Here is a 25,572-nt window from a genome sequence, read left to right as displayed (position 1 = left end):
CCCCGCACAGGCGCCGCTCACCGGTCCGGGCAGACCTCCCGGTACGGCACGTCCGGCAGATGGGCCGCCCACTCCGCGGGCTCCGGCCCTCCCCCGGCCCGGGCGCAGACGGCCCGTACCGCATCCTCCGCGGAGAGGGAGTACGTACGTATCACCGTGTACGGGGTGGTGACCCGCAGCTCCTCCGCGTCCGCGGCGAACGCCAAAGCCAGCACCGGGCCGTCCGCGGCGGGCAGCGGGAAGCCGTCCGCGTCGGGCACCGCGGTGTCCCAGACCCGTATCCCGCCGTCCGGATCACCGCGGGCGAGGCGCCTGCCGTCCGCCGAGAACGCGAGCACCGGCATACGCCCGTCGGACCTGCGGGCCAGGTCCGGGGCGGTGTCCACCAGGACGGCGATCAACGCCTGGCCGGTCCCGTCCCACAGGGTCGTACGGCCGTAGACGTCGGACACCGCCAGGAAGCGGCCGTCCCGGCTGAACGCCGCCGCCGTCGTCTCGGACTCGCCGCGCGCCACGATCCGGGAACGGCCGGTACGGGGGGCGGTCAACTGGCGGTACGCGCTCAGGACCCGGCCGTCCGGCGCGGTCGCGATCAGGCGGTAGTGGGGGTCCGCGGTCAGCGTCGACCAGCGGCGGCGGATGGTGTCGAGGACGGCGAGCGACTTGTGCTCCATGCTCCAGCGGGGCGCCAGCACCGTCCGGCCGCCCGTCGCGACGGCCAGGGTGCCGTCGGCGCCGGCGGGCAGCGGTACCGACCGGGACGTGCCGGAGCGCAGTGCGCGGACGGAGACCGTGCCCGGGGCCGGGATATGCGCGAAGTGGCGGCCGTCCGGGGCGAACGCCATTCCGCCGCAGGGGTCGATACAGGGTTCGGGGCGCCGGGCCGCGGGCAGTTCGGCGAGGGTACGCAGACCGGGGGGTCCGGCGGTACGGCCGCCGGGACGTTCGGGGAGCTCGCGGAGCTCGGGGATTTCGTGGAGCCGCCGGATCCCGTCGTACTCGACGGCGAGGGTCCGGCCGTCGGGGCCGTAGAGCGCCGAGACGGCGGGGGTGCCGCCCGCAGATGAACCGGTCGCCGGGGGAAGGGTGAAAGAGAGCGTCCAGACGGAGGCGCCGGGCAGCCGGCCGTCCCGGTATCTGATCGTCCCCCCGGCCAGGTCGAGACGGAGCTCCGAGAAGCTCTGCAGTCCGGTCGCGACCCGGAACACGCTCACCGGCGCGGCCCCGGACGGCAGCCGCCAGAGCCGGATCTCGTCGGTGGTGACCGTGGCGGCATGGCTGCCGTCGGCGCTGAACGCGACGGAGGCCGCGGGCCCGGTGGGGATCACGGCGCGCTCGCGCCCGGTGCGGAGGTCGCGGATCCGGATGCCCTGGTCGGTTTCGACGGCCAGGGACCGGCCGTCCGGGTGGGACCAGTGGTCGTCGGCGTCCTTGCAGAAGTCGAAACCGCCCCGGGCGGCGGGCAGTCTGCGGCCGGTGCGGACGTCCCAGACCTGGAACGGGCCCTCGGCGGGGCAGAAGGAGAACAGCCCGGTGTCCGGGGACACCAGCGGCAGCCGGATGTCGTGCCGTTCGGGGCCGGTGCGGAGCAGTTCGCGGCCGGTGCGGGTGGAGAAGAGGCGGACCGGTTCCCCGTCGCGGTGGGTGGCGAGGGTCCGGCCGCCGGGGCCGAACCAGGCGTAGTCGGAGTGCGGTTCGGTACGGGGGCGGGCGGGCCCGTAGCGGATGCCCGTCGGCTGCCCGGTGATCAGATCGCGGATCCGGATGCCGTCCGCGGCCGCGTAGACGGCCTTCGTGGTGTCCGGGCTGAGGTCGAGGATGCGCCGGGCGTCGGCGCCCATACCGGGGAGCGCGGGCAGTTCGGAACGGCCGGGTATGTCCCAGCGGGCGACGGTCTCCGGGCCGACGGACGTCATGGTGCGGCCGTCGTCGCTGAGCCGGTTCCAGATGTCGTTGGTCTCGACGAGCGACTCGGGCAGCGCGGTGGCGTAGACGTCGGTGTGCGGCTGCGCGGCCGCGGCGAACAGCGCCTGCCGGGTCTCCGGTGTCTCGGCGAGCCGCCACGCGGCCACGCTGAGGCGCATCGCGGTCCGCGGATCGGTGGCCCGGCGGGCGTCCGCGACGGCCGCGGTCAGCCGCGCCTCGGCCTCGACGGCCCGCCGTTCGCCGGTCCGGCTCTCCCGCCAGGCGATCACCCCGGCGACGGAGGCCAGACAGAGCAGGACGGAGAGGGTGAGCAGCAGCAGCCGCTGGGCCCTGGCGGCCCGGACGGCGGCCCGGGCCTCCCGGTCGCGGGCGGCGGTGGAGGCGTCGAGGAAGGCGCGCTCGGTGGGGGTGAGGGGGAGGCGGACGGCGGGCCGACGGGATCGGAGGCCGGGGCCGGGGCCGGTGGGCCGGTGAGAGGGGCGGGGGTACGGCCCCGGGCGCTCGGCGCCGCTCCCGTACCGGCGCCGGATCCGCCCCGCACCAGCCGACACCGCCGTCGCCGTCGCCGTCGCCACTGTCGCTGCGTCGGCTTCCGCTGCGAACGCCTCCCGCGCCGCCTCCAGTTGGCTGCCGCGCAGCAGCGCACCCGCGTCCCGGCCCACCTGCTCCCACGTTCGCGCCGCCTCCGCCAGCCGCCGGTGCAGCCGCAGGACGTCCCGGTCCGCGTCGATCCACCCGCGCAGCCGCGGCCACGCCGTGATCAGCGCCTCGTGGGCCAGGTTGACCGCCGTATCGTCGACCGTGAGCAGCCGGGCCCGTACCAGACGCTCCAGAACATGCCCGTACCCCTCCGGCACCACCTCGGCGGGAGCGGCGGGGCGGCGGGTGTCCTCCGTGCCGTCGCCGGGGGCGACCAGCCGCAGCAGCAGCGCCCGCGCGACCTCCGCCTCGTCGTCCCGTAACGCGCCGAAGACGTCCTCGGCGGTATGCGCGATCGCGCCCTGCACCCCGCCGACCGCCTGGTAGGCGGCGACCGTCAGCGTCCGGCCGCGGCGGCGGCGCCACACCTCGCGCAGGGCGTGGGACATCAGCGGCAGCCCGCCGGGCTCGTCGGCGACATCGGCCACCACCCGGGCGGTCAGGGCGCGTTCGACGACGAGGTTCCGGACCCCGGCCGGACCGACCACGGCCCGGCGCAGCTGCTCCCGCTCCATCGGCCCCACCAGCAGCACCGCGTCCTTCAACGCACGCACCAGCGCGGGCTGTTCGGCGCAGCGGCCGTAGAAGTCGGCGCGGACGGCGACCACGACACGGGCCGCGCCGTGGAGCATCAGCGCGGTGAAAGCGGCGCGTTCGGCGGGGTCGTCGCAGAGGGTGAAGACCTCTTCGAACTGGTCGACGAGGACGAGGGCGCCGGGGGTGAAGAGTTCCTTGTGGGTACGGGCCGGGGTGGGGCCCGGGGTAAGGATCCGGATGACGTCCGGTGGCCGGTCCGCCTCCCGTACGGCAGGCACCAGCCCGGCCCGCAGCAGGGACGACTTCCCGCTGCCCGAGGCGCCGACGACGGCGGCGAAGGGCCGTCGGCGGGTGAGGTCGAGCAGTTCGGCGACGAGTTCGTCGCGGCCGAAGAAGTGGTCGCTGTCCTCGGGGCCGTAGCGGGCGAGACCGGGGTAGGGCGCGGGCCCGTCGTCCGGGGCGGGCCCCTCGGTGGCGGCGGCGGTCTCGTGCCAGCGGCGCTCCCACGCCGCGGCGGCCCGCTCCCCGCCGCCGCAGGCGGCGACATAGGCGAGGGCGACGGCGAGGGACGGAAGCTTCTCGCCGGACGCGGCGGCGGAGAGGGTGGGGGCGGTGTAGGGCGCGTCGCGGGCCATCGCACGGTACGAGGGGCCACCGGCCGACCTGCGCAGCTCCCGGAGTTCGTACGCGAACCGCTGGACGGGCCCGGCGCCCGGGTCCAGCGGCTTCTCCCTGCGCCCCATCCCCCGACTCCTCCGTCTCGTCCGGCACGGCCCCGGATCACGACCCACCAGGGCGGGACCGGTCCTGCCACCCCTGCTGACCTGCGAGGGTAATGAATTGATGGGTCCGGCGGCGGGGACTGCGCATCAATGGCCGGGACCGGTGTGCTCGGTGCATGCCCGATATCGCACTGCTCTCACCGGCCCGCCACGCCCCCTCTTCCCTGCCCGCCCCTCCTGTGACCCGGGCACCTAGCGATGCGTGGCGGGTCGCCCTGCCGCCCGCGCTGCTGATGCTGGCGCTCGGGCTGTGGGGCATCGAGCGGGAGGGCGCGCTGTGGGCGGACGAGGCGGTCACGTACGACATGGCGTCGCGTACGGTCCCGGAGATCTGGCGCACGCTCGGTTCGGCGGACGCGGTCCACGGCCTCTACTACCTGCTGATGCACGGCGTGTTCACGGTCTGGGAGCCGGGGACGGTGCCGCTGCGGCTGCCGTCCGCGCTGGCGATGTCCGCAACCGCGGCCGGGGTCGCGGTCATCGGCAGGCAACTGGCGGGGCCGCGCGCCGGGCTGCTGGCGGGGCTGCTGCTGCCGCTGCTGCCTTCGGTGCAGTGGTACGCGCAGGAGGGCAGGTCGTACGCCCTGGTCTGCGCCTGCGTCACCTGGGGGACCTGGCTGCTGCTGCGCCGGAAGTGGACGGCGTACGCGGCGGTGATGCTCGTCGCCTGTCTGCTCCACGAATTCGCGGTGCTGATGCTGGTGGCGCACGGGGCGACGCTCCTGCTGGAGGCCCGGGCGAAGAGCCTGCCGCGGGCCAAGGGGCCGCTCCACGCCTTGCCGCGGGGCTGGCGGAACGCGGCGGCCGCGGTCCTGCTGGGGCTGGCGCCGCTGGCCGGGTTCAGCGTCACCCAGTCCCAGCAGGTCGACTGGATAGCGTTCCCCAGCACGCCCGATCTGATCACCGTCGGTCTGGTGGCCGCCCTCGCCCTGCTGAGCCTGCGCGGCCCGGGCCCGGCGGTGCTGCGGAGGGTCGCCGTCCCGGTGCTGGTCGTCCCGACGGCCCTGCTGCTGGCGGTGTCGACCGTGCACCAGCTCTTCGTCGGCCGCTATGTCCTGTCGTACGCCATCGGCGCAGCCCTGCTGCTGGGCGCCGCGCTCGACCGCTACTGGTCCCGCGGGCTGGTCCTGGCGACGGCGGCGGCCTCGCTGCTCACCCTGGTGGTCCAGGGCCCGGCGCTGCGCACCCCCGACAGCCGGAAGGAGGATGTGGGCGAGGTGGCGGCGGCGATCGCGGCGGCCGCGGAGCCGGGCGACGGCGTCCTGTTCACCCCGGTACGCCGCCGGGTGCAGATCCTGGTCCACCCCTCGTCGCTGGACGGGCTGACGGACGTCTCCCTGGCAGCGTCCCCCCGCGCCTCGAACACGCTCTACGGCAGGGAACTTCCGCCGGAGGGGATCCGTGCCCGGATGCTGCGGACCCCGCGCATCGTGGTCGTCCAGGACCGCCGGGGCCAGCCGCTGGACCCGTTCCCCGGGGAGCGGATGAAGCGGGAGGTGCTGGCGGCGGAGTTCACGCTCCGGGAGGAACGGCTGGTGGGGAAGGTCCGGATCGGGGTCTACGTACGCGCCGGCCGGCCGTCGTGACCCCCAAGGGCAACCGGCCGTCGTGACTCCCGAGGGCGCCCGGCCGCCTCGGCAGTTGACCTCAAGATTAGTTGAGGTTCTACGGTTCCCGTTATGAGTATGGAGACCACGGCCTGGGTGCAGGCCTACCGCGCCATGCACGCCGAGCAGGACCGGCGTCCCTTCAACCGGGCGAGCCTGCGGCGGATCGGGGAGTTCGCCCGGCCTCACCGCAGACGCATCGCACAGTTCCTCGCGCTCAGCGTCGCCACCGCACTGCTGGCCGTCGCCACACCCGTACTCGCCGGGCGGGTCGTGAACACGATCGTCAGCGGCGGCGAGACCGGGACCGTGGTGAAGATCGCGGTGCTGATCGCGGTCATCGCCGTCGCCGAGGCCGGACTCGGCCTGGTCGAGCGCCTGTTGTCGGCACGGCTCGGGGAGGGGCTCATCCTCGACCTGCGGAAGGCCGTCTTCGACCATGTGCAGAAGATGCCCGTCGCCTTCTTCACCCGGACCCGTACCGGCGCGCTGGTCAGCAGGCTCAACAACGACGTCATCGGCGCGCAGCGGGCCTTCAGCACCACACTGTCCGGGGTCGCCGGGGATCTGGTGACACTGCTGTTCACGCTCGTCGTGATGCTCACCCTCTCGTGGCAGATCACCCTCCTCGCGCTGGTCCTGCTGCCGGTGTTCGTGCTGCCCGCGCGGCGCATGGGCACCCGGATGGCCGCCCTCCAGCGGGAAGGGGCCCGGCTCGACGCGGAGATGGGGACGCGGATGACCGAACGGTTCTCCGCGCCCGGGGCGACCCTGGTGAAGCTGTTCGGGCGGCCCGACGAGGAGTCGCGCGAGTTCGCCCAACGGGCCCGCCGGGTACGGGACATCGGTGTCCGTACGGCGATGGCGCAGACCGTCTTCATCACCGCGCTGACCCTGGTCTCCGCGCTCGCGCTGGCCCTGGTCTACGGACTCGGCGGCTGGTACGCGCTGCGCGGCAGCATGGAGCCCGGGGCCGTCGTCGCCCTCGCCCTGCTGCTGACCAGGCTCTACGCCCCGCTGACCGCGCTGGCGGGCGCCCGGGTCGAGGTGATGAGCGCGCTCGTCAGCTTCGAGCGGGTCTTCGAGGTCCTCGACCTCAAGCCGCTGATCGAAGAGGCGGACGATGCCCGCGAGACGCCCGGCGGCGCGCTGTCGGTGGAGTTCGACGACGTGCGGTTCGGCTACCCGTCCGCCGACAAGATCTCCCTCGCGTCGCTGGAGGAGGTCGCGGCGCTGGACACCCGCGGCGGCGACGAGGTCCTCAAGGGAATCTCGTTCCGCGCCGAACCGGGGCAGACGATCGCCCTCGTCGGTACCTCGGGCGCGGGCAAGTCGACGATCGCGGGCCTGCTGCCGCGGCTGTACGACGTGGATTCCGGGGCGATCCGGATCGGCGGGGTCGACGTCCGCGGGCTGACGGCGGAATCGCTGCGGGCCACCGTCGGCATGGTCACCCAGGACGGACACCTCTTCCACGAGTCCGTACGGGCGAATCTGCAGCTCGCCCGGCCGGAAGCGACCGAGGACGACCTGTGGTCCGCGCTGGAACGGGCCCGGCTGGCCCCACTCGTACGCGCCCTGCCGGACGGTCTCGACACCGTCGTCGGCGAACGCGGCTACCGGCTCTCCGGCGGCGAGCGGCAGCGCATGACCATCGCCCGGCTGCTGCTGGCCCGGCAGCGGGTGGTGATCCTCGACGAGGCGACCGCACATCTCGACAACACCTCGGAGGCGGCGGTCCAGGCCGCGCTCGCGGAGGCGCTCGCCGACCGTACGGCCCTGGTCATCGCCCACCGGCTGTCCACGGTCCGGGCGGCGGACCAGATCCTGGTGGTCGAGGACGGCCGGGTGGTGGAGCGGGGGACGCACGATGCGCTGCTGGCGGCGGGGGGACGGTACGCGGAGCTGCACGACACGCAGTTCGCGGAAGGCTTCGCGGAACGCCTCGCGGAAGAGGGGACGCGGGCTGCGGTCTAGAGAGTTTTCTGTGGACCGTGCCGGGCTCCCGGGGCGGGTTGCGGTGGGGTGTGCCCCGCCGCGACCCGCCCCGGGGCGGTGCCGATGGCCGTTCCGGGGCCCGTACCGGCCAACCTCCCCACGGCCCGGCGCACTTGATCACAGGGACAACACCCACCCCACCTGCCCCTCCCCCCACCGCCATCCGCATCATGTGGAGATGACAGCCTGCGCCCCCGGCCCCCACACGGACCGCAGCCCCTTATGGACCGCGTTCAGCTGGTCCTTCATCGCCCTGAGCGTCGCCTATACGACGGCTCTGCTGATGCTGCTGCCGGAGTCCCACGACTGCCGCTACGCGGCGGCTTCCGGTGATCTCACCGACACCGGCTACGACGCCTTCCCGCCCGACCAGTGGTGCGTCTACGACGGGACCGAACGGGTCTCGTCCGCGCCGGTCTGGGTCGCCCCCGTGCTCTGGACCACCACGGCGACCACCGCGCTCTTCGGCGTCTGGGCGTTCCTGGAGAAACGCGTCCCCCCGGGGCGTCCCCACGGAAGGCCCTACGGAAGGCCCTACGGACGCCCGCGGGGCCGCCGCCGGGGCTGAGCACCCGGCGGCGGCCCCGGCCGTCACCGTCAGACGGTCTCCCAGACCGGCAGCCAGACGTCGTTGGCCGCGCCGTCGGCCGTGCAGGTCCACTGGATGAGGTTGCGGCCCTGGCCGACCCCGCCCTCGACGTTGAGGCACTTACCGCTGGAGCGGGCCACGAGCTGGTAGCCGTTGCCCTTCGCGACGAACTTCCACTGCTCGTTGGCGTCGGTGCCGCAGGTCCACTGGATGATCTGCGCGCCGTCCTCGTTGCCGGCGCCCTTGACGTTCAGACAGAGCCCGCTGTGGACCGCCTTGAAGCGGTAGTAGCCGCCGCCCGTCGCCTCCGGCTCCCAGAGCTGGTTGGTGTTGCGCGTCAGCGCCCACTGGATGACGTTCGCGCCGTTCTCGGTGGACGCACCACTGACGTCGGCGGTCTGACCCGGGTCGCTCGCCAGCCGCAGCGTGACCTTCTGGACGCTCACCGCGGCAGCCGCGGCGCCCTCCGTCACCGGCACCGGCGCGCCCGCCGTCGCCGTACCGGACATCCCCAGGGCCAGCGCACCGGCAGCCGCGACAACAGCGGCACTCGCCTTCAGCACAGAACGCATAGGACAACCATCCCTTCACCCACACTCGGTTACTGATCGTCGCCATACGTAACCAGCGTTCGGGGCGGCCATGCCGGGGGTCGCTACAACGCGCCATTAGACGGATGAGCACACCCGGGGCGCACGCGGAGCGCATACAGCGGCGCCCCGGGCGGGACCGCGGGGTCCCGCCCGGGGCGCCGTCCGGCACTCCGGTCCCCGGGCTCTGCGCCCGGGGTCACCGCGTCAGAGGAAGGAGTTGATCTCGATGGTCTCGGTACGGCCGGGACCGACACCGATCGCCGAGATCGGCGCGCCCGACATCTCCTCCAGCGCCTTCACGTACGCCTGCGCGTTCTTCGGCAGATCGGCGAAGGTCTTGGCCTTGGTGATGTCCTCCGACCAGCCCGGCAGCATCTCGTAGACCGGCTTGGCGTGGTGGAAGTCGGTCTGCGAGTACGGCAGCTCCTCGACCCGCTTGCCGTCGATCTCGTACGCGACGCAGACCGGGATCTGCTCCCAGCCGGTGAGGACGTCCAGCTTGGTGAGGAAGAAGTCCGTCAGGCCGTTGACCCGGGTCGCGTAACGGGCGATCACCGCGTCGAACCAGCCGCAGCGGCGGTCACGGCCGGTGGTCACACCCCGCTCGCCGCCGATACGGCGCAGCGCCTCGCCGTCCTCGTCGAACAGCTCCGTCGGGAACGGGCCGGCACCGACGCGGGTCGTGTACGCCTTGAGGATGCCGATGACCCGGCTGATCTTGGTGGGGCCGACGCCCGCACCCGTGCACGCGCCGCCCGCCGTCGGGTTCGACGAGGTGACGAAGGGGTACGTGCCGTGGTCGACGTCCAGCAGGGTGCCCTGGCCGCCCTCGAAGAGCACGACCTTGCCCTCGTCGATGGCGTTGTTCAGGATCAGCGTGGTGTCCGCGACGTACGGCCGGATCCGGTCCGCGTACTGGAGCATCTCCTCGACGATCCGCTCGGACTCGATGGCCCGGCGGTTGAAGACCTTGGCGAGGAGCTGGTTCTTCGCCTCCAGCGCCGCCTCGACCTTCTGGGTCAGGATCGACTCGTCGTAGAGGTCCTGGACCCGGATGCCCACACGGTTGATCTTGTCGGCGTAGGTCGGGCCGATGCCACGGCCCGTGGTGCCGATCTTGCGCGTTCCGAGGAACCGTTCCGTCACCTTGTCCAGCGTGACGTTGTACGGGGTGATCAGATGGGCGTTTCCGCTGATCAGGAGCTTCGAGGTGTCGATGCCCCGATCGTTGAGCCCGCTCAGCTCGGAAAGAAGGACGGCCGGGTCGACCACCACGCCGTTGCCGATCACCGGGGTGCACCCCGGTGAGAGGATCCCGGAGGGGAGGAGGTGCAGTGCGTACTTCTGGTCGCCGACGACGACCGTGTGGCCGGCATTGTTGCCGCCCTGGTAACGCACCACATAGTCGACGGATCCACCGAGGAGGTCGGTGGCCTTCCCCTTGCCCTCGTCACCCCACTGAGCACCGAGCAGCACAAGTGCGGGCACAGGCGTACACCCCTTCCGGGCGGGGCATGTCCAAGGTCAGGGGGATCAGTGCGTCCCTCGTTCGTCCTGGATCCATTGGACCGGTTGCCCCGGAATAGACGAAGCCCCTGGCGCAATCGCGCAAGGGGCTCTTGCACAAAGATGCTACCCGAGGAAGGACCGAGGTGTCGGCTCACGACCAGCTCCTGGTGGTCATCGACCCGGTCGCCCGCCGTAATGACGGCGAGTCCGTGCGGATCGCGAAAGATGTGCTGTGCGGTGGATCGCGGGCGAAAATCTGCCTTCCGGAGAGTCCGGAGGAGTTCGCCAGGGCGCTCGCCCGGCGGGGCTCCCGGCGGCCCGTGATCGTCGGCGACGACCGGGCGCTGCTGCGCGCGGTCGCCCTGCTGCACCGCGACCGGCCGCCGGGCGACGGCACGCTCTCCCTGGTCCCGGTGGGGCCCGGGGTGGGGCTCGCGCACTCCCTGGGCGTGCCGCCGGGGCCGGTCGCGGCGGCGCGTGCGGTGCTGGACGGGGTGGTGCGCCGGCTCGACCTGCTGGTCGACGAGAGCGACGGGATCGTGGTCGGGGATGTGGCCATCCCGGCGCCGCCGGGCGGCCGCGGCGGGGCCGGGACGGCGCTGCGGGGCGCGTGGCGGGCGCTGTTCCGGGGGCGGCGGGGAGCGCGGCGGGCCGCACCCGCGCCCGAGCCCGGTCCCGGCCACCGGCTGCGGGTGGAGGCGGACGGCGCGCTGCTGTGCGATCTCCACCAGGAAGTGGCAGGAGTCACTCTCCGTACGGCGCACGGGCGTGCGGTGGTCACCGTGCACCACCCCGCGCCGGGCCGGCCGGTCACCGTGAAGGCGTCGACGGTGACGGTCTCCGGAGCGGACTTCCGCTACCGGGCGGACACGACGGTCACGGGACCGGTGAGGACGAGGACGTGGGTGCTGAGGGCGGGGGCGTGGGGCCTGACCCTGCCGTGAGCCGTCCGGCGGGGTTGGGGGGGGCGGGTCAGGTGGGGGCGGGTTGCTGTCACGTTGCCGACTGCGGGCAGTCTGTGGCTGGTCGCGCAGTTCCTCCCCCTACGCCTGGCGGCGTGGGAGGTGCCCCCAGCGCCCCTGAGTGCTCCTGGCCAGGGACCCGGAAAACACCTGCCCGCAGGGGAATGCGCCGTAACCGACTGCGGGCAGTCCGTGGCCGATCGCGCAGTTCCTCCACCTACGCCTGGCGGCGTGGGAGGTGCCCCCAGCGCCCCTGGGCCCCCGCCCAGCGGCCCGGGAAACGCCTGGCGGCGCGGGGGTGCTTGCCCGTCCTGAGGAGGGGGCGTAGTCCTTGAGGCGGACGGCGCGGGATCCGTATCCGTACGGACGACGGGCCCCCACGGCCCCCGTACCGTCGTTGTCGTGACCGAGACGAACCGCAGCCCCGAATACCACCTGGCCGTCGGGGTCCTCCACGGCCTACGGGAGGACCTCATCCACGACGCCTTCGCCTACCGCCCCTTGCCGCCGATGCGAACCGACGGGCCCCTGCTCGGAGGGCTGCCCGACCTGATACGGAAGGGCGTGCAATGGGTACCGCACGCCTTCATACTCTCCGTCGCGGCCGTCATCGCCATGGCCGGACTGGTCTACCAGGGGCTGAACGCCGACATGTTCTTCGAAAACATGCTGCCGGCCGCGCTGATCGCCCTTGCCGTGATCCGGCCCGTCGGCGCCTTCTGGCTCACCCTGACCGCGCCCACCTGGACCTCGCTGTTCACCGGCTACTACGACTCCTACCACTGGCTGCCGGGCGCCTTCGTCGCCCATCTGCTGATCATGTTCGTGATCGCGGTCCGGTCCCGGCCCAGGACCGCCGCCTGGATGTGGCTGCTCACCACCGCCAGCAGCGTCGGCGCCGAGGTCGTCATCGGCGACTTCTACTTCCAGAACAATCCGCAGATGTTCCTGGCCTCCGCCGTGGTGCTCGTGGTGGCCGTCGCGATCAGTGTCCGCAGGACCGCCGACCAGGAGGTGCGCGCCGAGCGGACCGTGACCGCCGTGGAGCGCGGCAAGCGGACCGTACTGGAGGAGCGCACGACCATCGCCCGCGAACTGCACGACGTCGTCGCCCACCACATGTCCGTGGTGGCCATCCAGGCCGAGGCCGCGCCCTACCGCGTCGAGGACCCGCCCGAGGAGCTGGTGAAGGCCTTCGCCACCATCCGCGAGAACGCCGTCTCCGCCCTGACCGAGCTGCGCCGCATCCTCGGGGTCGTCCGCGCGGAGGACTACGAGGCGCCCGACGCGCCCCAGCCCGTCCTCGCCGACCTCGACAGCCTCGTCGCCAATGTCCGGGAGACCGGTCTCGACGCGGAGAAGATCGTCACCGGAGCGGTCCGGCCCCTTCCCCAGGGCGTCGAGCTGTCCGCGTACCGCATCGTGCAGGAAGCGCTGAGCAACGTGCTGCGCCATGCGCCCGGCGCGACCGCCCGGGTGGAGGTCAGCTATGTCCTCGGGGGGCTCGGGCTGCGGGTGGTGAACACCGCGCCGCAGGGCGAGGTGCGGCCGTCGCCGGGCGCCGGGCACGGGATCACCGGGATGCGGGAGCGGATCGCGATGCTCGGCGGCGAGCTGACGGCCGGGGCGACGCGGGACGGCGGGTACGAGGTGGTCGCGTTCGTCCCGGTCGCGCTCACGGAGCAGGAGACGACGCCGGAGCCGGAGCCGGCGGGACCGGAGCGGGCGCGTGCCACCGGGAACCCCGGCACCCACGGTACGGGCCCGGCGGCCGGAGAGGAGCGGCGGACCGTCATCCTGGAGAAGCCCACCGCCGTGACCGCCCCCACCGAGGAGAAGCCCTCATGACCGCCTCCGCCATCCGCGTCATGATCTGCGACGACCAGATGATGGTCCGGGAAGGCTTCTCCGTCCTCCTCAACGCCATGCCGGACATCGAGGTCGTCGGTGAGGCCGTCAACGGCCGCGAGGCGGTCACCAAGGTCGCCGAGCTGGCGCCCGACGTGATCCTGATGGACATCCGGATGCCGGAGCTGAACGGGATCGAAGCCACCCGCGAGATCGTCGCCTCGGCCGCCGAAACCAAGGTGCTGGTGCTGACCACGTTCGACCTGGACGAGTACGTGTACCAGGCGCTGCGCGCGGGGGCGTCCGGGTTCCTGCTGAAGGACGCCTCCGCCCGGCAGCTCGCGGACGGCGTCCGGGTCGTCGCCGCGGGCGAGGCGCTGCTGGCCCCGACCGTGACCCGCCGGCTGATCACCGAGTTCTCCCGGATCACCCAGGCGCCGAAAGCGGGGGCCGTGGCCCAGGTCGGTGATCTCACCGAGCGGGAGACGGAGGTCCTCGTACTGATCGCGCAGGGGCTGTCGAACGCGGAGATCGCGGAGCATCTGGTGGTCGCCGAGTCGACGATCAAAACGCACGTCAGCCGGGTACTGGTGAAGCTGGGGCTGCGGGACCGGACCCAGGCCGCTGTATTCGCCTACGAGGCCCGGCTCGTCACGCCTTCATAGCTTTTCGGCATCCGTGCTGGTGGGGGCCTGGCCAGAACCCCCTACCGGCGGTTAACGTCCGATTATGGACGCACTTTTCGAGCCATGGTCACCCGCCTTCGTCGCTGATCCGTACCCCGCCTACGAGCGGCTGCGGGCCGATGGGCGGGTGCACTGGTTCGAGCCGACGCGGCAGTGGCTGGTCCCCCACTACGCCGATGTGTCGGCGCTGCTGCGGGACCGCAGGCTGGGGCGGACGTACCTCCACCGCTTCAGCCACGAGGAGTTCGGCCGGACGGCCCCGCCGCCGGAGCACGAGCCGTTCCACACCCTCAACGACAACGGGATCCTCGACCTGGAGGCCCCGGACCACACCAGGATCCGGCGGCTGGTCACCAAGGCGTTCACGCCCCGGACGGTGGCCGCGCTGGAGCCGACCGTGCGCAGGCTGGCGGCGGAGCTGGTCGCCGGGCTGAAGAAGGACGGCGGCGGGGACCTGCTGGCGGATATCGCGGAACCGCTGCCGGTCGCGGTGATCGCGGAGATGCTGGGCATCCCGGAGCCGGACCGGTATCTGCTGCGGCCCTGGTCCGCCGATATCTGCGGGATGTTCGAGCTGAACCCGTCGGAGGAGACCGCGCGGAAGGCGGTGACGGCGTCGGTCGAATTCTCCGCGTATCTGCGGACGCTGATCGCCCAGCGGCGCACCGACCCGGGCGAGGACCTGATCTCGGCGCTGATCGCCGCCTACGACGAGGGCGACCGGCTCAGCGAGCAGGAGATGATCTCCACCTGTGTGCTGTTGCTGAACGCGGGCCACGAGGCGACCGTGAACACCACGGCCAACGGCTGGTGGACGCTCTTCCGCCACCCGGAGCAGCTGGCCGCCCTCCGCGCCGACCATGCGCTGCTGCCGACGGCGGTGGAGGAGCTGATGCGCTTCGACACCCCGCTCCAGATGTTCGAGCGGTGGGTCCTCGACGATATCGAGATCGGCGGCACGGTCGTCCCGCGCGGCGCCGAACTGGCCCTGCTCTTCGGCTCGGCCAACCGCGACCCGGAGCGCTTCGACGATCCGGACCGGCTCGACCTGTCCCGTACCGACAATCCGCACATCACCTTCGGCGCGGGCATCCACTTCTGCCTGGGCGCCCCGCTGGCCCGGATCGAACTGGCGGCCTCCTTCGGCGAACTGCTCCGCGAGGCCCCGACGATGCGCCTGGCGGGGGAGCCGGAGTGGAAGCCGGGCTATGTGATCAGGGGCGTCCACGCACTGCCGGTGGAGCTGTAACCACCGCGAGGCGCGAGGACTTCCGGTCCCGGGCAATCCGGGCCGGTCCGCCTTCCGAGTCCGGGACGACCACCGCGACCCGCCGGTTCATACGGCTCCCGTGCCCTCGGACACGGGAGCCGTACCGGAGATCCTCGACCGGGCTTCGGCGAGTTCCTCGCCGCTGAAGCTCCCGTGTTCTTCCTGGTAGCGCCGAAGGTCATCGCCCAGCAGCCGATGACGGATCCGGCGGGCCACCGCCTCCGCCCCGTAGCCGGAGGCGTTGTCCGCGAGCTCACGGAGCTCCTCCACCTGGTCACCTGACACGCGGGAATGCTAGGTCGTGTCGTCAAAATGGCGCCGTCCGCCCGAAGGGCGGGGCCTGCGGCTCCCCCAGCCCTGCGGCTGGGGGGACCCCCAGGTGCGTGCAATCGCAAGGCGGAGGGTTTCCCTCGTACTGGGCGTACTCGGGAAATCCCGACAACGCTGGGGGCACCTCCCGTGCCCGAAGGGCACAGGGGGAGAGTGTGCGTGCCGGGCGTCGCGGGCCAGGCGGGATTTTGACGACACGGCCTAGCCGCTGATGTCCAGCGCCGTGCCGTAGAGCCTGGTTGCCTTCAGACGGATCACCACGCGGCGCTCGGCCACCTGCTGTTCGAACCAGGCGGTCTCCTCCGCCGGGGACGGGCGGGATTCCGCGGGGATCATCGAGAGGAGTTCCCGGCCGGTCCCGTCCCCGGGGGCGGTCGTCGGTGCGGACACCTCCGCCTCGCCCTCGGCCACCGCGAAGGACCAGATGTCGGGGCCCTGGACATGGACCGAGGCCCGGGGGTCGGTCCGGACGTGGACCGCCTTGAGGCGGTCTTCGAGGGTGGAGAACCGTACGGTCCGGGTCTCCGGGTCCCAGTGGTACAGCATCGTCGCCAGATGCGGATGACCGCTGCGCTTCACGGTCGCGAGCGTGCCGAACCGGCCATCGCTCAGCAGGCGCGACAGCGCGGCGTCGGACAGGGCTCGGGGGGCGGGTCCTTGGGCCATGCGGCCGAGTATCGACGGCGGGGGAGGCGCGCGACCAGTCATCACCGCGTCGCGCGGCGCGCCTTCCGCCCGGTACCGCCCCCACCCCCGCCCCCGGATCACGCCGTGAACGCCGCCGCGTGTTCCCTCGCCCACTCGTCGAACGTGCGGGCCGGACGGCCGGTGACCCGCTGCACCGTGTCGTTCACGGTGCGGCCGACCTCCGGAGTGTTCCCGTACACCTCCAGCAGGAAGTCGATGACGTCCTCCGGCTGTCCCGCCTCGCGCCACTGCGCGATCGCCTCGTCCCGGCCCAGCTCCACCAGCGCGATGTCCCGGCCGCGCGCCCGGGCCAGGGTCGTCGTCTTGTCCTTGACCGTCAGCACCTCCGGGCCGCTGAGCAGGTACGTCTGCCCCGCATGGCCGTCCTCCGTCAGCGCCACCGCCGCGACCGCGCCGATATCGCCCTCGTGGACCATCGCGCTGAGCCGGTCGACGAAGGGCTCGCGCACCTCGTCGCTCTCGCGGATCGCATCCGCCCAGGACAGCGCGTTCGCCATGAACTCGACCGGCATGACCACGGTCCACGCGAAGTCCGACGCGCGGACCGCGGTCTCCAGCGGGGTGTCCCCGCCGCCGTTGAGGACGGTGATCCGGCGGACGCCCGCCTCCCGGGCCAGTTCGAGGATGCGGGGGCCGGTCTCCAGGGGCGTGAAGTACGGGCCGCCGAAGGTGATCAGGTGGAGGCCCGTCACTCCCTCCAACGCGGCCACCAGGGTCTCGGGATCCGTCAGATCGCCTTCGAAGACCTCCACGCCCTCGGGGAAGTCCGCCTTGGAGGGATCACGGGTCAGGGCGCGGACCGCCCGGCCCCGGTCGAGCAGTTCGGCCACGATCCGGCGGCCGACGGTTCCGGTTGCTCCTGCTACGAGGTTCGTCATGGTGCAGAAGGTACGGAGACTTGCGGACAGCTACGGTCCGCAAGTCGACCGGCATGCTGCTTCCTGACCCCTGATCCCTGATTCCTGATTCCTGATTCACCACGCCAGCTGCGCGATCTCCTCCGCCGCCACCGCGCAGGCATCCGCCCCCGGGTCGATCAGCGGGAAGTGGCCCACCTCCGGCAGCAGGGTCAGCCCCACCGCCTCCCCGGCCTTCGCCGCCGCCTCCGCATAGGCGTCCGCCACCGCCGGGGGTACGACGATGTCCTCCTGCCCCTGGACCACGACCGTCGCGATCCCGGTGGGCAGCAGCAGCGCCGGATCGGCCAGGGCGCAGCGCTCCGCGAACTCGGTGCCTTCGCCCAGCAGTTGCCGTACCGCCCCGCCGCACACCCCCAGCTCCGCGGCCTTGGCCAGGTCCGCGAGAGGCGCCAGCGCCACCACGCCGCGCAGATGCGCGGGCGCTTCGGTGCGCCAGGCGGAGCCCCGGGGGAGGACATGGCGGGCCGCCGCCCAGAGCGCGAGATGGCCGCCCGCGGAGTGGCCGGTCAGCACCGTGCGCCGCAGGTCGGCGCCGGGCAGCAGCCGCGCCACCGCCTCCGGCAGCGCGTCCATGGCCGCCGCCACGTCGTCGAAGGTCTCCGGCCAGCGCCCGGCGACCGGCGCGGCGGTGTCGGCCGCACCGGAGGAGGCGGAGACGCGCGGCTGCGGGATGTCCCGGCCGCGGCGGTACTCGACGCTCGCCACCGCGAAACCCCGCCGGGCGAGGAAGTCCGCGAACGGGCTGATGTGCACACGGTCGTACGGGGAGCGCCAGGCGCCTCCGTGGAAGACCACGACCAGCGGCGCGCTCTCCCGCTCCGGGCCGCGGGGCGCGTAGAGGTCGACGATCTGGTCGGGGTGGTCGCCGTACGCCCAGGTCGTATCGGGTGCCACGGGAGGGTGCGCGAACGCGGCCTCCGCCTCGGCGGCGTCCCGCGCGAGGGCGGCGGCGTCCGGCTCCGGCTCCGGCTCCGAGCCCGGGTCCGAGCCCGAGCCCGGGTCCGGAAGTGCGGCGGCCCGGAAGTCCGGTACCGGCAGCCCGAGGCACCCCGGTACCGGTGCGTCGGCGTTCCGGCCCGAGGAGCCCGAAGCACCCGAGGCTTGAGATTCCGGCACGCTGGGTTCCGCCATGCGGTTCCAACCCTCCCGAGGAAGCGCGGAATTGCCCGCGGAAACAACCTGATCAGCGGGGACGGTACCAGCACACCGCCCCCGCCGATCCACCGTCAGCGCGAACCCGGCTCCACCGGCGCTCCCGCTCCCACTTCCACGAGGACCTCGGCCAGGACCGCGGCCGCGCGCTCCACATCGGCGAAGCCCGTGTACAGCGGGGTGAATCCGAACCGCAGCACGTCCGGCCTGCGCAGATCCCCCACCACACCGCGGGCGATGAGCCGCTCCATCACTGCCGTCGCGGAGCCGGCGCACCCCAGCGCGATCTGGCTGCCGCGCTCCTCGTGCCGCTCCGGTGTCAGCAGGGTCAGCGGACGCCCGTCGAGCCCCGCATAGGCCGCCGTGCACTCCAGGAAGAAGTCGGTCAGTGCCAGGCTCTTGGCCCGTACCGCCTCGATGCCGACCCCGTCCCACACATCGAGCGCGGCCTCCAGCGCGAGCATCGACAGGATGTCGGGCGTCCCGACCCGGCCGCGCCGGATCCCGGCCACGGCCGCGTACTCCGGTTCCATCGCGAAGGGTTCCGCATGGGAGTTCCAGCCCGGCAGCGGCGAGTCGAAGGCCGCCTGGTGGCGCTCCGCGACGTACAGGAAGGCGGGGGCGCCGGGGCCCCCGTTCAGATACTTGTACGTGCAGCCGACGGCGAGGTCCACACCGTGCGCGTCCAGCCCCACCGGCAGGGCGCCCGCGCTGTGGCACAGGTCCCACACCGTGAGCGCGCCCGCGGCCCGGGCGGCCGCCGTGAGGGCGGGCAGATCGTGGAGCCGGCCGGAGCGGTAGTCCGCGTGGTTCAGCAGTACGGCGGCGGTCCGCGGCCCGAGCGCGGCCCGGAACGACTCCGCGTCGGCCGGATCGACCGGCACCGGTGTACAGCCGGTCAGCCGGGCCGCCGACGCGGCGATATAGCCGTCGGTGGGGAAGGTCGTGGCGTCCACGAGGATTTCCGTACGCCCCGCGCCCGCCAGCCGGACCGCTCCGACCACGGCCTTGAAGACGTTCACGCTCGTCGAGTCACCGACGACGATCCGTCCTGGCCCGGCCCCGACCAGGGGCGCGATCCGGTCCCCGATCCGCTCCGGCGCCTCCCACCAGCCGCTCTCGGTCCACGACCGGATCCCCAGCTCGCCCCACTGCCGGCCGATGACATCGGTGATCCGGCCGGGAACGTGCGCGGGGAGCGCGCCCAGGGAGTTGCCGTCGAGATAGACGACGCCGTCGGGGAGGGTGAAGCGGTCGCGTACGGGGCGGAGCGCGTCGGCCGCATCGAGCGCCGCCGCCCGGGCCCGCAGATCGGATACCCCCGACATCCCGGACATCTCCGACATCTCTGACATCCCGAATGCCTCCAACGCCTCGGATGCCTCAGACATGGCTGCGCGCCGTCCACAGCTCCGGGAACACATTGCGGCGGGCCCGCTTCTCCAGCCAGGCCACCCCGGCGGAACCGCCCGTACCGGTCTTGGCGCCCATCGCGCGGCGGGTCGCCACCAGATGGTCGTTGCGCCAGCGCCACACCAGTTCTGCGACGTCGGTCAGCGCCTCTCCGAGCCGTACCAGCTCCTCGTCCCGGTCCGGATCGCCGTAGATCTCCGACCAGACCGCCTCCACGCCCTCGTCCGGCTCGTACCGGAGCGACGGGTCGCGGCGCAGTACGGCCTCCGGAACGGCCCGGCCGCAGCGGGCCAGCAGCGCCAGCACCTCGTCGTACAGGCTCGGCTCGGCCAGCGCCCGCTCCAGCTCGGCGTGGACGCGGGGCGCGCCGCGGTGCGGGACCAGCATGGACGCCGACTTGTCGCCCAGCAGGAACTCCATACGGCGGTACATCGCCGACTGGAAGCCGGAGCCCTCGCCGAGGGCGCCGCGGTAGGAGTTGAACTGCGCGGGGGTGAGCTGCCCGAGCGGCCGCCAGGAGGCGTTGAGGGCCTCCAGCTCGCGCACCGAGCGCTTGAGTGCGGCTATGGCGACGGGGATGTCGTCGCCGCGCAGGGCCCCGGCCGCGGTCTCCCACTCGTGGACGATGACGGTGAACCACAGCTCCATCACCTGGGTGGTGACGAGGAAGACCATCTCCCCGGGATCGTCCGAGAGGGGCCGCTGCAGGTGGGTGAGGACATCCGCCTGGACGTAGTCCTCGTAAGGGGTGGTGCCGGCGAAGTCGACGGTCGGCGCTTCGGCGGCCTCGTCGGCGGCGTTGCCGTCGGCGGGCTTGGCGTGCTCGGCGCTCTGCCCGCTGGTGTGGGGGTGCGCGGGATCCGCGGGCGGCGCGGTGGCTTCACACGCCGGGGAATCGTGCGCAGCGGACTGGGACATCTCGTCTCCTCGATGTGTGTCCGGGTAGCGGTCCGCCCCTTCCTGTTGGTGGGTGGGAGCTCCGGTCCCCACGCGCATAGTAGACCGACACCCGTGCCCCCTCCAGGTACATCCGCACCAGGGGGACACGGGCGTCGTCGACGACGGGCCCGGGCCGTCCGTCAGCCCAGGGTGTCGGCGGCGAGCGGCGACGAGTCGCGCAGGAACGTCGAGCAGCGCTCGTACTCGTCCTTCTCACCGATCGTGCCGGCGGCGCGGGCGAGGGCGTGCAGGGCGCGCAGGAAGCCGCGGTTCGGCTCGTGCTCCCACGGCACCGGGCCGTGGCCCTTCCAGCCGTTGCGGCGCAGCGCGTCCAGGCCGCGGTGGTAGCCGGTACGGGCGTAGGCGTACGACTCGACGGTCCGCCCGCCCTCGAACGCCTCGTCGGCGAGGAGCGCCCAGGCCAGCGACGAGGTGGGGTACTGGGCGGCGACCTCCGTCGCGCTGCGCCCGGCGGCGAGCGCCTCCCGGGGCCCGGCTTCGTCGGGCAGATGCGTGGGGGGCGGTCCCCCGAGCAGATTCTCATGAATGGACATGGGCCCAGTCTCCCCCATCAAGGGGGCACCCCGGCCGGCTGCCGGGGTGCCCGGGACTCCGGGCCCGCCGCTCAGGCCAGGTTCCAGTCGAAGCGCTGCCCGACGCTCCCGTCGCAGTCCCAGAGCTGCAAGTCCACCCCGGGTGTGCCGTTCCGGTTCGGCAGGTCGATGCACATGTTCGTCACCAGGTTCCGCAGCCGGTTGCCGCTGGATCCCTCGTGGGCCCAGCGCTGGGACATGGTGCCGTTGCAGCCGTAGATCTGGATCTTGTTGCCGCGGACCGCACGGCCGCCCGCCACATCGAGACACTGTCCGAGGGCCCGCAGCTCGAAGCCGACACCGTCGACGGGAACCCGCCGCCAGGCCTGGGAATTGCTCCAGTTGCAGCCCCAGATCTGTACCGGGGTGCCGTTCCCGGTGCGCCCGCCCTCGACGTCGATACAGAGGCTGCCCATCGTCCAGCTGACGGACCGGTTGGCGGCGTTGACGAACCGCTCCGCGTCACGGTTGCCGCCGTGACCGATCCAGTCCGTGGAGATCATGTTCGGCATCCGGCCCTCCGTCTTCCCCTCGCATGCCCGCGCCGACCAGTGGAAGTCGTTGTAGGTACGGGCGGAGAAGTTGTTGGCGAAGAAGAGCTTCTGGAAGGCGCGGGCGTTGGTGTTCGAGAAGCCGTTGAAGGTCTCCCCCTGTCCCGGGGCCCCCAGCTGGGTGGAGATCCCGTCACCCTTGCGGTCGGTGCAGACGCCGATACCGTCGTTGTAGTGGTTCTGCATCGTCCACTCCCGCATGTGGTGGACGTTCAGATGCCCCTTGTCGTTCCTGCCGGAGAGCATCAGCAGCCGCTTGTTCCGGTCCACCATGTCGGAGACCTTCGGCCAGCCCTGGTAGCGGACGTTCCACTCCCACGGGTTGAGGGCCAGGTCGGTCAGGCCCGGCACCGAGGCGAACTCGTCCCGCAGCTGGTCGGGGGTGGTGTTGTCCTGGAGGGTGAGGACGAAGACCTCGTTCCGGTTCCGGTCGAGGAAGTCCTTGATGGTGTAGAGGTGCTGGCGCAGGCGCTTGCCGCCGCCGGTCCAGTTGGTGGTGTGATAGGTCCACACCCCGTTCGCCGTACCGTAGATGTCCAGTTCGGTGGCGCGGACGTTCAGCTGGTTGATCTGGTCATGGAGCGAGAAGCTCTGGTTCCGCCCGGCGCCGAACACGCCGTCGGAGTCGTTGGCGAAGCCGTTGTGGCTGCCGAGCAGGGTGATTTCGTCGAGATGCCGGTTGTTCCAGCCGTCCGGCGGGACCGCCTGGGCGGGGGTCGGTACGGCGACGATCCCGAGGGTCAGCACGGACACCACCGCCAGCCATACCGCCGTCAGCCGGCTCGGCAGTCCGGTCGTCGTCGGTCTCCAGCGGGGCCCGGGGCCCGAAGCATTTTTCCGCATATGGTCCGTCCACTTCTTCTTCGCGGACGCGCGGTCTGCGCGTCCTGCGCGTCCTGCGTGATCAAGACCGGTTCAGCTTCGGGGACCGCAATAAACAACCGATAAATGATCATGAAGAGGGGTGGGCGGGCCGGTCGAAGTGCCAGGCCGCCATGGCGACCCGGTTCCGTACCCCCAGCTTGGCCTGCACATTCGCCATATGGGTCTTCACCGTCCCGGCGGAGATGAAGAGCGCGGTGCCGATCTCCGCGTTGGTCAGTCCCTCGGCCACCAGACGGACGATCTCCGCCTCGCGCGGTGTCAGCGGGGAGTCCGCGCGGCCCCCGGGCGGCCGCCTTGCGGGTACGACAACGGGGGCGGGAGCAGGGGCGGGGGCCCGGAGCAGCCGTACCGTCAGCTGCGGGCTGATCAGCACATCGCCCGACATCGCGGCCCGTACCCCTTCGATCAGCAGCCCCGGCCCGGAGCGCTTCAGCAGAAACCCGCAGGCCCCGTCACGCAGCGCCGTACGGACCTGGTCGTCGTGGTCGAAGGTGGTGACGATCAGTACGCGTACGGGGTCGGCCACTTCGGGGCCCGCGAGCCGCCGGGTGACCTCCAGACCGTCGAGGCCGGGCATCCGGATATCGGCGACGACCAGATCGGGGCGGAGTTCCCGGGCGAGGGCGACGGCGGTGATGCCGTCCGCCGCCTCGCCGACGACCGTCATATCCGGCTGGGAGTCGAGGATCAGCCGGAAGCCGCTGCGGATGTCGTCCTGGTCGTCGGCGAGCAGGATCCGGGTCGGGCCGGTGGTCGTGGGGCCTGATGTGGTGGGGCCGGTGGTCACAGTGCGCCTTTCGGGCCGGGATTCGGGTACGGGCTCGGGGGCGTCGGATAGGTCGGAGGCCCCGGAGTCGGGGCAGCCCGGTCCGGCTCTTCGGGCTCCGGGCCGGGGAACACCGCCGTGACACGCCAGCCGCCCGCCGCGGCCACTGCTCCCCGCGGCCCGGCACCCGCAACCGGCCCGGCGGTCAGCGCCCCGCCGAGTGCGGTGATGTGCTCGGTGAGCGCGGGCAGCCCGAGCCCACCGGCCCAGTGCGCCCGGCGCGGCAGCCGGAACCGGGCCGTCCCGGCAGCCCCGCGGCCGCCGTCGTCGACGACGGAGACCTCGATACCGCCTCCCGTACGCCGGATCCGTACGGCGACGCGGGTCGCGCCCGGCGCGTGCCGCCGCACGTTCGTCAGCGCCTCCGCCACGATCCGGTACGCCGCCGCCCCGGCCTCCCGGGTCAGCGCGCCCAGCGCCTCCCCGTCCGCGTCCAGCACCGCGACCGCCCCGCCCGCGGCGCCGAAGTCGGCCACCAGAGCGGGCAGTCGGTCCGGGCCAGGCGGGGCGCCGTCGGCCACACCGGCCGTGTGGAGCATCGCGACCGTACGGTCCATGGACGCCAGGGCGTTCAGCCCGGCCCGTTCGATACGTTCCAGCGCGGCCAGCGCCTGCCCGGGGTCGGCCTCCGCCACGAAGCGCGCGGCCTGCGCCTGGACCACGATGCCGCTGATGTCATGGGCCACGAAGTCGTGCAGATCGCGGGAGAGCCGGAGCCGCTGCTCCCGGCGGGCCTCGTCGACCGCCTGCCGGCGCCGGTCCGCGGCCCGGCGCGGATAGGCCCCCGCGCCCACGGCGACGGCCACCGGCAGCAGCCAGAAGGCGACCACGCCCACGCCTTCGAGGAACGAACCGTCGATGAGGACCAGGGGCCAGACGGAGACCGCGAGCGCGACGAACGGCACCGCGAGACGCACCCCCGCCGCGGGCGCGAACCTGACGACTGCCATCACGAGCAGCAACAGCAGCCCGGCCTCGGCGAGGCTCCAGTAGGAGCGCTGGACGGCAGTGTCGTCCGGCACGGGCCCGTATCCCTGCTCCACCGGTACGAGGAACGTCGCGGCGGCGGAGAGCAGCGCGCACCCCGCGGTCGCGGGCGCCAGCCCCTCCCGTACGCCCCCGGCGCCCCACGCACCCCCGGCCCGGCGCACCGTCCAGGTGCACACGGCCGCCCAGCCGACCGTCCCCGCGCAGACGAGAACGGGCAGTACGACCAGTACGTTCCACAGTGCTTCCGACACCGCCACGGCTCCCCCCTCCGGCGCCCGCCCTCCGCGGCCCGCCGCCGTCGGAGCGCCGACCGCCGTCGTCGATACGTCGAGCGTCAAACGTCAAGCGTCAACCGCCGCCGGTACGGGCGCCGTCAGCCTACGAGCCCGGCCGCCTCCCCCGAACGGCACAGTCGGGCCGGGCCGCGCCGTACCGCTCTCTGCCGATCGGCGGATGGGCCCCGGCCCCGGCGCCGCGCGAGGCTGTATCCCGTCACCCCGGCGGCCACACCACCTGCCGCAACACACCCTGATCCGGAAGGACTTCACCATGCGCCGCCACCTCACCGCCCCCCGCGCCACCGCCCTCGCCGCGGGCACCGCCGCCCTTCTCGCCGGAACGGTCTCCGCCTCCACCGCTGCCGGTGACTCCCGCCCCGGCGAGCGCAGCGAGCAGCGCCCCGCCGCGACGGCCGGGGCCGTTGCCGGGCAGGACCGGGGCGCCGCCACCGCACGGGTCAAGGGTTCGGCCAGGATCCACTTCACGCTCCGGCCCCAGGACACCATCCGCTTCACCATCGACGCGACATCCGTCCCGTACAGCACGCCGCGCCCCGGCGTTCGGACCGGGCTGCCGACGGACGCCCGGGGCACGCTGCGCTACTCCCACTACATCCCCGAACTGGGCAAGACCGGCTGGGCCGTCGCCGAGGTGGACTGCCTGTCGACGGGCGGGAAGACGGCGACCGTTACCGCGGTCATCAAGAAGACGAACGTCGAACGGGTCGGCAAGCGCGTCGGCATCAGCTTCCAGCAGGGCGAGAACGGCGCCCCGAGCCGGGCCGGGTTCAGCTGGGGCATCGCGAACGCCGACGGTGGCACCGACAGCGACGGTGAACTCGGCGGCACCGGCACCTGCCAGGCTCCCGCACCCTTCGCCCCGGCAATCGAAGGGGGCTACCGGGTCACCCACGCCGAGGTGCCGCCGATTCCCACGACCCGCCCGTGAACTCCCCGCGCCCTGCCCCCTTCCCGGCAGAC

The 25,572-nt window shown here is 72.8% G+C and carries 21 protein-coding genes; 8 read left to right on the top strand and 13 right to left on the bottom strand.

Going from position 1 to position 25,572, the window contains the following annotated elements; translation table 11 throughout:
* Positions 1 to 17 precede the first annotated feature (17 nt).
* Positions 18 to 3,905, bottom strand: a complete 3,888-nt coding sequence (locus B7R87_RS17430) for a WD40 repeat domain-containing protein (protein WP_130584961.1) — start codon at positions 3,903 to 3,905, stop codon at positions 18 to 20.
* A gap of 155 nt (positions 3,906 to 4,060) precedes the next feature.
* On the opposite strand from B7R87_RS17430, the gene B7R87_RS17425 reads away from it, so the two are divergent.
* From B7R87_RS17425 to B7R87_RS17415, 3 genes are all read left to right on the top strand, one after another.
* Positions 4,061 to 5,530, top strand: a complete 1,470-nt coding sequence (locus B7R87_RS17425; protein WP_045852944.1) for a glycosyltransferase family 39 protein — start codon at positions 4,061 to 4,063, stop codon at positions 5,528 to 5,530.
* Positions 5,531 to 5,623: 93 nt separating this feature from the next.
* The gene (locus B7R87_RS17420) at positions 5,624 to 7,528 is read left to right on the top strand and encodes an ABC transporter ATP-binding protein (protein ID WP_040915326.1); all 1,905 of its coding nucleotides are present in this window, start codon (positions 5,624 to 5,626) and stop codon (positions 7,526 to 7,528) included.
* Positions 7,529 to 7,727: 199 nt separating this feature from the next.
* Positions 7,728 to 8,117, top strand: a complete 390-nt coding sequence (locus B7R87_RS17415) for a hypothetical protein (RefSeq protein ID WP_040915327.1) — start codon at positions 7,728 to 7,730, stop codon at positions 8,115 to 8,117.
* Positions 8,118 to 8,146: 29 nt separating this feature from the next.
* Here the strand turns inward: B7R87_RS17415 and B7R87_RS17410 are convergent, their stop codons facing one another.
* Positions 8,147 to 8,710: an RICIN domain-containing protein gene (locus tag B7R87_RS17410; protein WP_100249140.1), complete on the bottom strand. Its 564-nt coding sequence runs from the start codon at positions 8,708 to 8,710 to the stop codon at positions 8,147 to 8,149.
* Between the two features lie 225 nt (positions 8,711 to 8,935).
* On the bottom strand, positions 8,936 to 10,219 hold the full coding sequence (locus tag B7R87_RS17405) for an adenylosuccinate synthase (protein WP_006347768.1): 1,284 nt from the start codon (positions 10,217 to 10,219) through the stop codon (positions 8,936 to 8,938).
* 164 nt (positions 10,220 to 10,383) lie between these two features.
* Here B7R87_RS17405 and B7R87_RS17400 point away from each other — a divergent pair, with 164 nt between their 5' ends.
* From B7R87_RS17400 to B7R87_RS17385, 4 genes are all read left to right on the top strand, one after another.
* Positions 10,384 to 11,184 (top strand): diacylglycerol kinase family protein, encoded by an 801-nt coding sequence (locus B7R87_RS17400; protein ID WP_130584962.1) that lies wholly within the window; start codon positions 10,384 to 10,386, stop codon positions 11,182 to 11,184.
* A 420-nt stretch (positions 11,185 to 11,604) separates the two neighbouring features.
* Positions 11,605 to 13,050, top strand: a complete 1,446-nt coding sequence (locus B7R87_RS17395) for a sensor histidine kinase (protein ID WP_006347770.1) — start codon at positions 11,605 to 11,607, stop codon at positions 13,048 to 13,050.
* On the top strand, positions 13,047 to 13,715 hold the full coding sequence (locus B7R87_RS17390) for a response regulator (RefSeq protein ID WP_006347771.1): 669 nt from the start codon (positions 13,047 to 13,049) through the stop codon (positions 13,713 to 13,715). Before B7R87_RS17395 ends, B7R87_RS17390 begins: the two co-directional genes overlap by 4 nt.
* Positions 13,716 to 13,779: 64 nt before the next feature.
* Positions 13,780 to 14,985: a cytochrome P450 gene (locus tag B7R87_RS17385; protein WP_006347772.1), complete on the top strand. Its 1,206-nt coding sequence runs from the start codon at positions 13,780 to 13,782 to the stop codon at positions 14,983 to 14,985.
* 87 nt (positions 14,986 to 15,072) lie between these two features.
* Here B7R87_RS17385 and B7R87_RS17380 read toward each other — a convergent pair whose 3' ends face one another.
* From B7R87_RS17380 to B7R87_RS17335, 10 genes are all read right to left on the bottom strand, one after another.
* The gene (locus tag B7R87_RS17380; protein ID WP_006347773.1) at positions 15,073 to 15,291 is read right to left on the bottom strand and encodes a hypothetical protein; all 219 of its coding nucleotides are present in this window, start codon (positions 15,289 to 15,291) and stop codon (positions 15,073 to 15,075) included.
* Positions 15,292 to 15,537: 246 nt separating this feature from the next.
* Complete coding sequence (locus tag B7R87_RS17375) at positions 15,538 to 16,002, bottom strand: pyridoxamine 5'-phosphate oxidase family protein (protein ID WP_006347774.1); 465 nt, start codon at positions 16,000 to 16,002, stop codon at positions 15,538 to 15,540.
* A gap of 98 nt (positions 16,003 to 16,100) precedes the next feature.
* Positions 16,101 to 16,922 carry an NAD(P)H-binding protein gene (locus B7R87_RS17370; RefSeq protein ID WP_006347775.1) on the bottom strand — a complete coding sequence of 274 codons (822 nt, stop codon included), beginning with the start codon at positions 16,920 to 16,922 and terminating at the stop codon, positions 16,101 to 16,103.
* Between the two features lie 96 nt (positions 16,923 to 17,018).
* The gene (locus B7R87_RS17365) at positions 17,019 to 18,095 is read right to left on the bottom strand and encodes an alpha/beta hydrolase (RefSeq protein ID WP_233168857.1); all 1,077 of its coding nucleotides are present in this window, start codon (positions 18,093 to 18,095) and stop codon (positions 17,019 to 17,021) included.
* A gap of 95 nt (positions 18,096 to 18,190) precedes the next feature.
* Positions 18,191 to 19,462 carry a kynureninase gene (kynU, locus tag B7R87_RS17360; RefSeq protein ID WP_006347778.1) on the bottom strand — a complete coding sequence of 424 codons (1,272 nt, stop codon included), beginning with the start codon at positions 19,460 to 19,462 and terminating at the stop codon, positions 18,191 to 18,193.
* Positions 19,463 to 19,499: 37 nt separating this feature from the next.
* A complete protein-coding gene (locus B7R87_RS17355; protein WP_006347779.1) occupies positions 19,500 to 20,447 on the bottom strand; it encodes a tryptophan 2,3-dioxygenase family protein in 948 nt (315 codons plus the stop codon).
* Between the two features lie 161 nt (positions 20,448 to 20,608).
* On the bottom strand, positions 20,609 to 21,022 hold the full coding sequence (locus B7R87_RS17350; RefSeq protein ID WP_006347780.1) for a DUF3151 domain-containing protein: 414 nt from the start codon (positions 21,020 to 21,022) through the stop codon (positions 20,609 to 20,611).
* Positions 21,023 to 21,093: 71 nt separating this feature from the next.
* Positions 21,094 to 22,455 (bottom strand): ricin-type beta-trefoil lectin domain protein, encoded by a 1,362-nt coding sequence (locus tag B7R87_RS17345; RefSeq protein WP_006347781.1) that lies wholly within the window; start codon positions 22,453 to 22,455, stop codon positions 21,094 to 21,096.
* A gap of 109 nt (positions 22,456 to 22,564) precedes the next feature.
* Positions 22,565 to 23,284 carry a response regulator gene (locus tag B7R87_RS17340; protein ID WP_006347782.1) on the bottom strand — a complete coding sequence of 240 codons (720 nt, stop codon included), beginning with the start codon at positions 23,282 to 23,284 and terminating at the stop codon, positions 22,565 to 22,567.
* Entirely contained in the window at positions 23,281 to 24,564 is a 1,284-nt protein-coding gene (locus tag B7R87_RS17335) for a sensor histidine kinase (RefSeq protein WP_233168856.1), read from the bottom strand. The genes B7R87_RS17340 and B7R87_RS17335 overlap by 4 nt, the downstream gene beginning before the upstream one ends.
* 298 nt (positions 24,565 to 24,862) lie before the next feature.
* On the opposite strand from B7R87_RS17335, the gene B7R87_RS17330 reads away from it, so the two are divergent.
* On the top strand, positions 24,863 to 25,540 hold the full coding sequence (locus B7R87_RS17330; RefSeq protein ID WP_006347784.1) for a hypothetical protein: 678 nt from the start codon (positions 24,863 to 24,865) through the stop codon (positions 25,538 to 25,540).
* The last annotated feature ends 32 nt before the right edge of the window (positions 25,541 to 25,572 follow it).

Source organism: Streptomyces tsukubensis, from assembly GCF_003932715.1.
Classification (GTDB): Bacteria; Actinomycetota; Actinomycetes; order Streptomycetales; family Streptomycetaceae; genus Streptomyces; species Streptomyces tsukubensis.
Note: the sequence above shows the minus strand (reverse complement) of the source record. Positions and strands in the feature narration are given on the sequence as shown.

Coding starts and splice junctions, on each gene's coding strand:
- B7R87_RS17430 (WP_130584961.1), bottom strand. CDS start 3,905: ATGGGGCGCAGGGAGAAGCCGCTGGACCCGGGCGCCGGGCCCGTCCAG.
- B7R87_RS17425 (WP_045852944.1), top strand. CDS start 4,061: ATGCCCGATATCGCACTGCTCTCACCGGCCCGCCACGCCCCCTCTTCC.
- B7R87_RS17420 (WP_040915326.1), top strand. CDS start 5,624: ATGAGTATGGAGACCACGGCCTGGGTGCAGGCCTACCGCGCCATGCAC.
- B7R87_RS17415 (WP_040915327.1), top strand. CDS start 7,728: ATGACAGCCTGCGCCCCCGGCCCCCACACGGACCGCAGCCCCTTATGG.
- B7R87_RS17410 (WP_100249140.1), bottom strand. CDS start 8,710: ATGCGTTCTGTGCTGAAGGCGAGTGCCGCTGTTGTCGCGGCTGCCGGT.
- B7R87_RS17390 (WP_006347771.1), top strand. CDS start 13,047: ATGACCGCCTCCGCCATCCGCGTCATGATCTGCGACGACCAGATGATG.
- B7R87_RS17385 (WP_006347772.1), top strand. CDS start 13,780: ATGGACGCACTTTTCGAGCCATGGTCACCCGCCTTCGTCGCTGATCCG.
- B7R87_RS17375 (WP_006347774.1), bottom strand. CDS start 16,002: ATGGCCCAAGGACCCGCCCCCCGAGCCCTGTCCGACGCCGCGCTGTCG.
- B7R87_RS17370 (WP_006347775.1), bottom strand. CDS start 16,922: ATGACGAACCTCGTAGCAGGAGCAACCGGAACCGTCGGCCGCCGGATC.
- B7R87_RS17365 (WP_233168857.1), bottom strand. CDS start 18,095: ATGGCGGAACCCAGCGTGCCGGAATCTCAAGCCTCGGGTGCTTCGGGC.
- kynU (WP_006347778.1), bottom strand. CDS start 19,462: ATGTCGGAGATGTCCGGGATGTCGGGGGTATCCGATCTGCGGGCCCGG.
- B7R87_RS17355 (WP_006347779.1), bottom strand. CDS start 20,447: ATGTCCCAGTCCGCTGCGCACGATTCCCCGGCGTGTGAAGCCACCGCG.
- B7R87_RS17350 (WP_006347780.1), bottom strand. CDS start 21,022: ATGTCCATTCATGAGAATCTGCTCGGGGGACCGCCCCCCACGCATCTG.
- B7R87_RS17345 (WP_006347781.1), bottom strand. CDS start 22,455: ATGCGGAAAAATGCTTCGGGCCCCGGGCCCCGCTGGAGACCGACGACG.
- B7R87_RS17330 (WP_006347784.1), top strand. CDS start 24,863: ATGCGCCGCCACCTCACCGCCCCCCGCGCCACCGCCCTCGCCGCGGGC.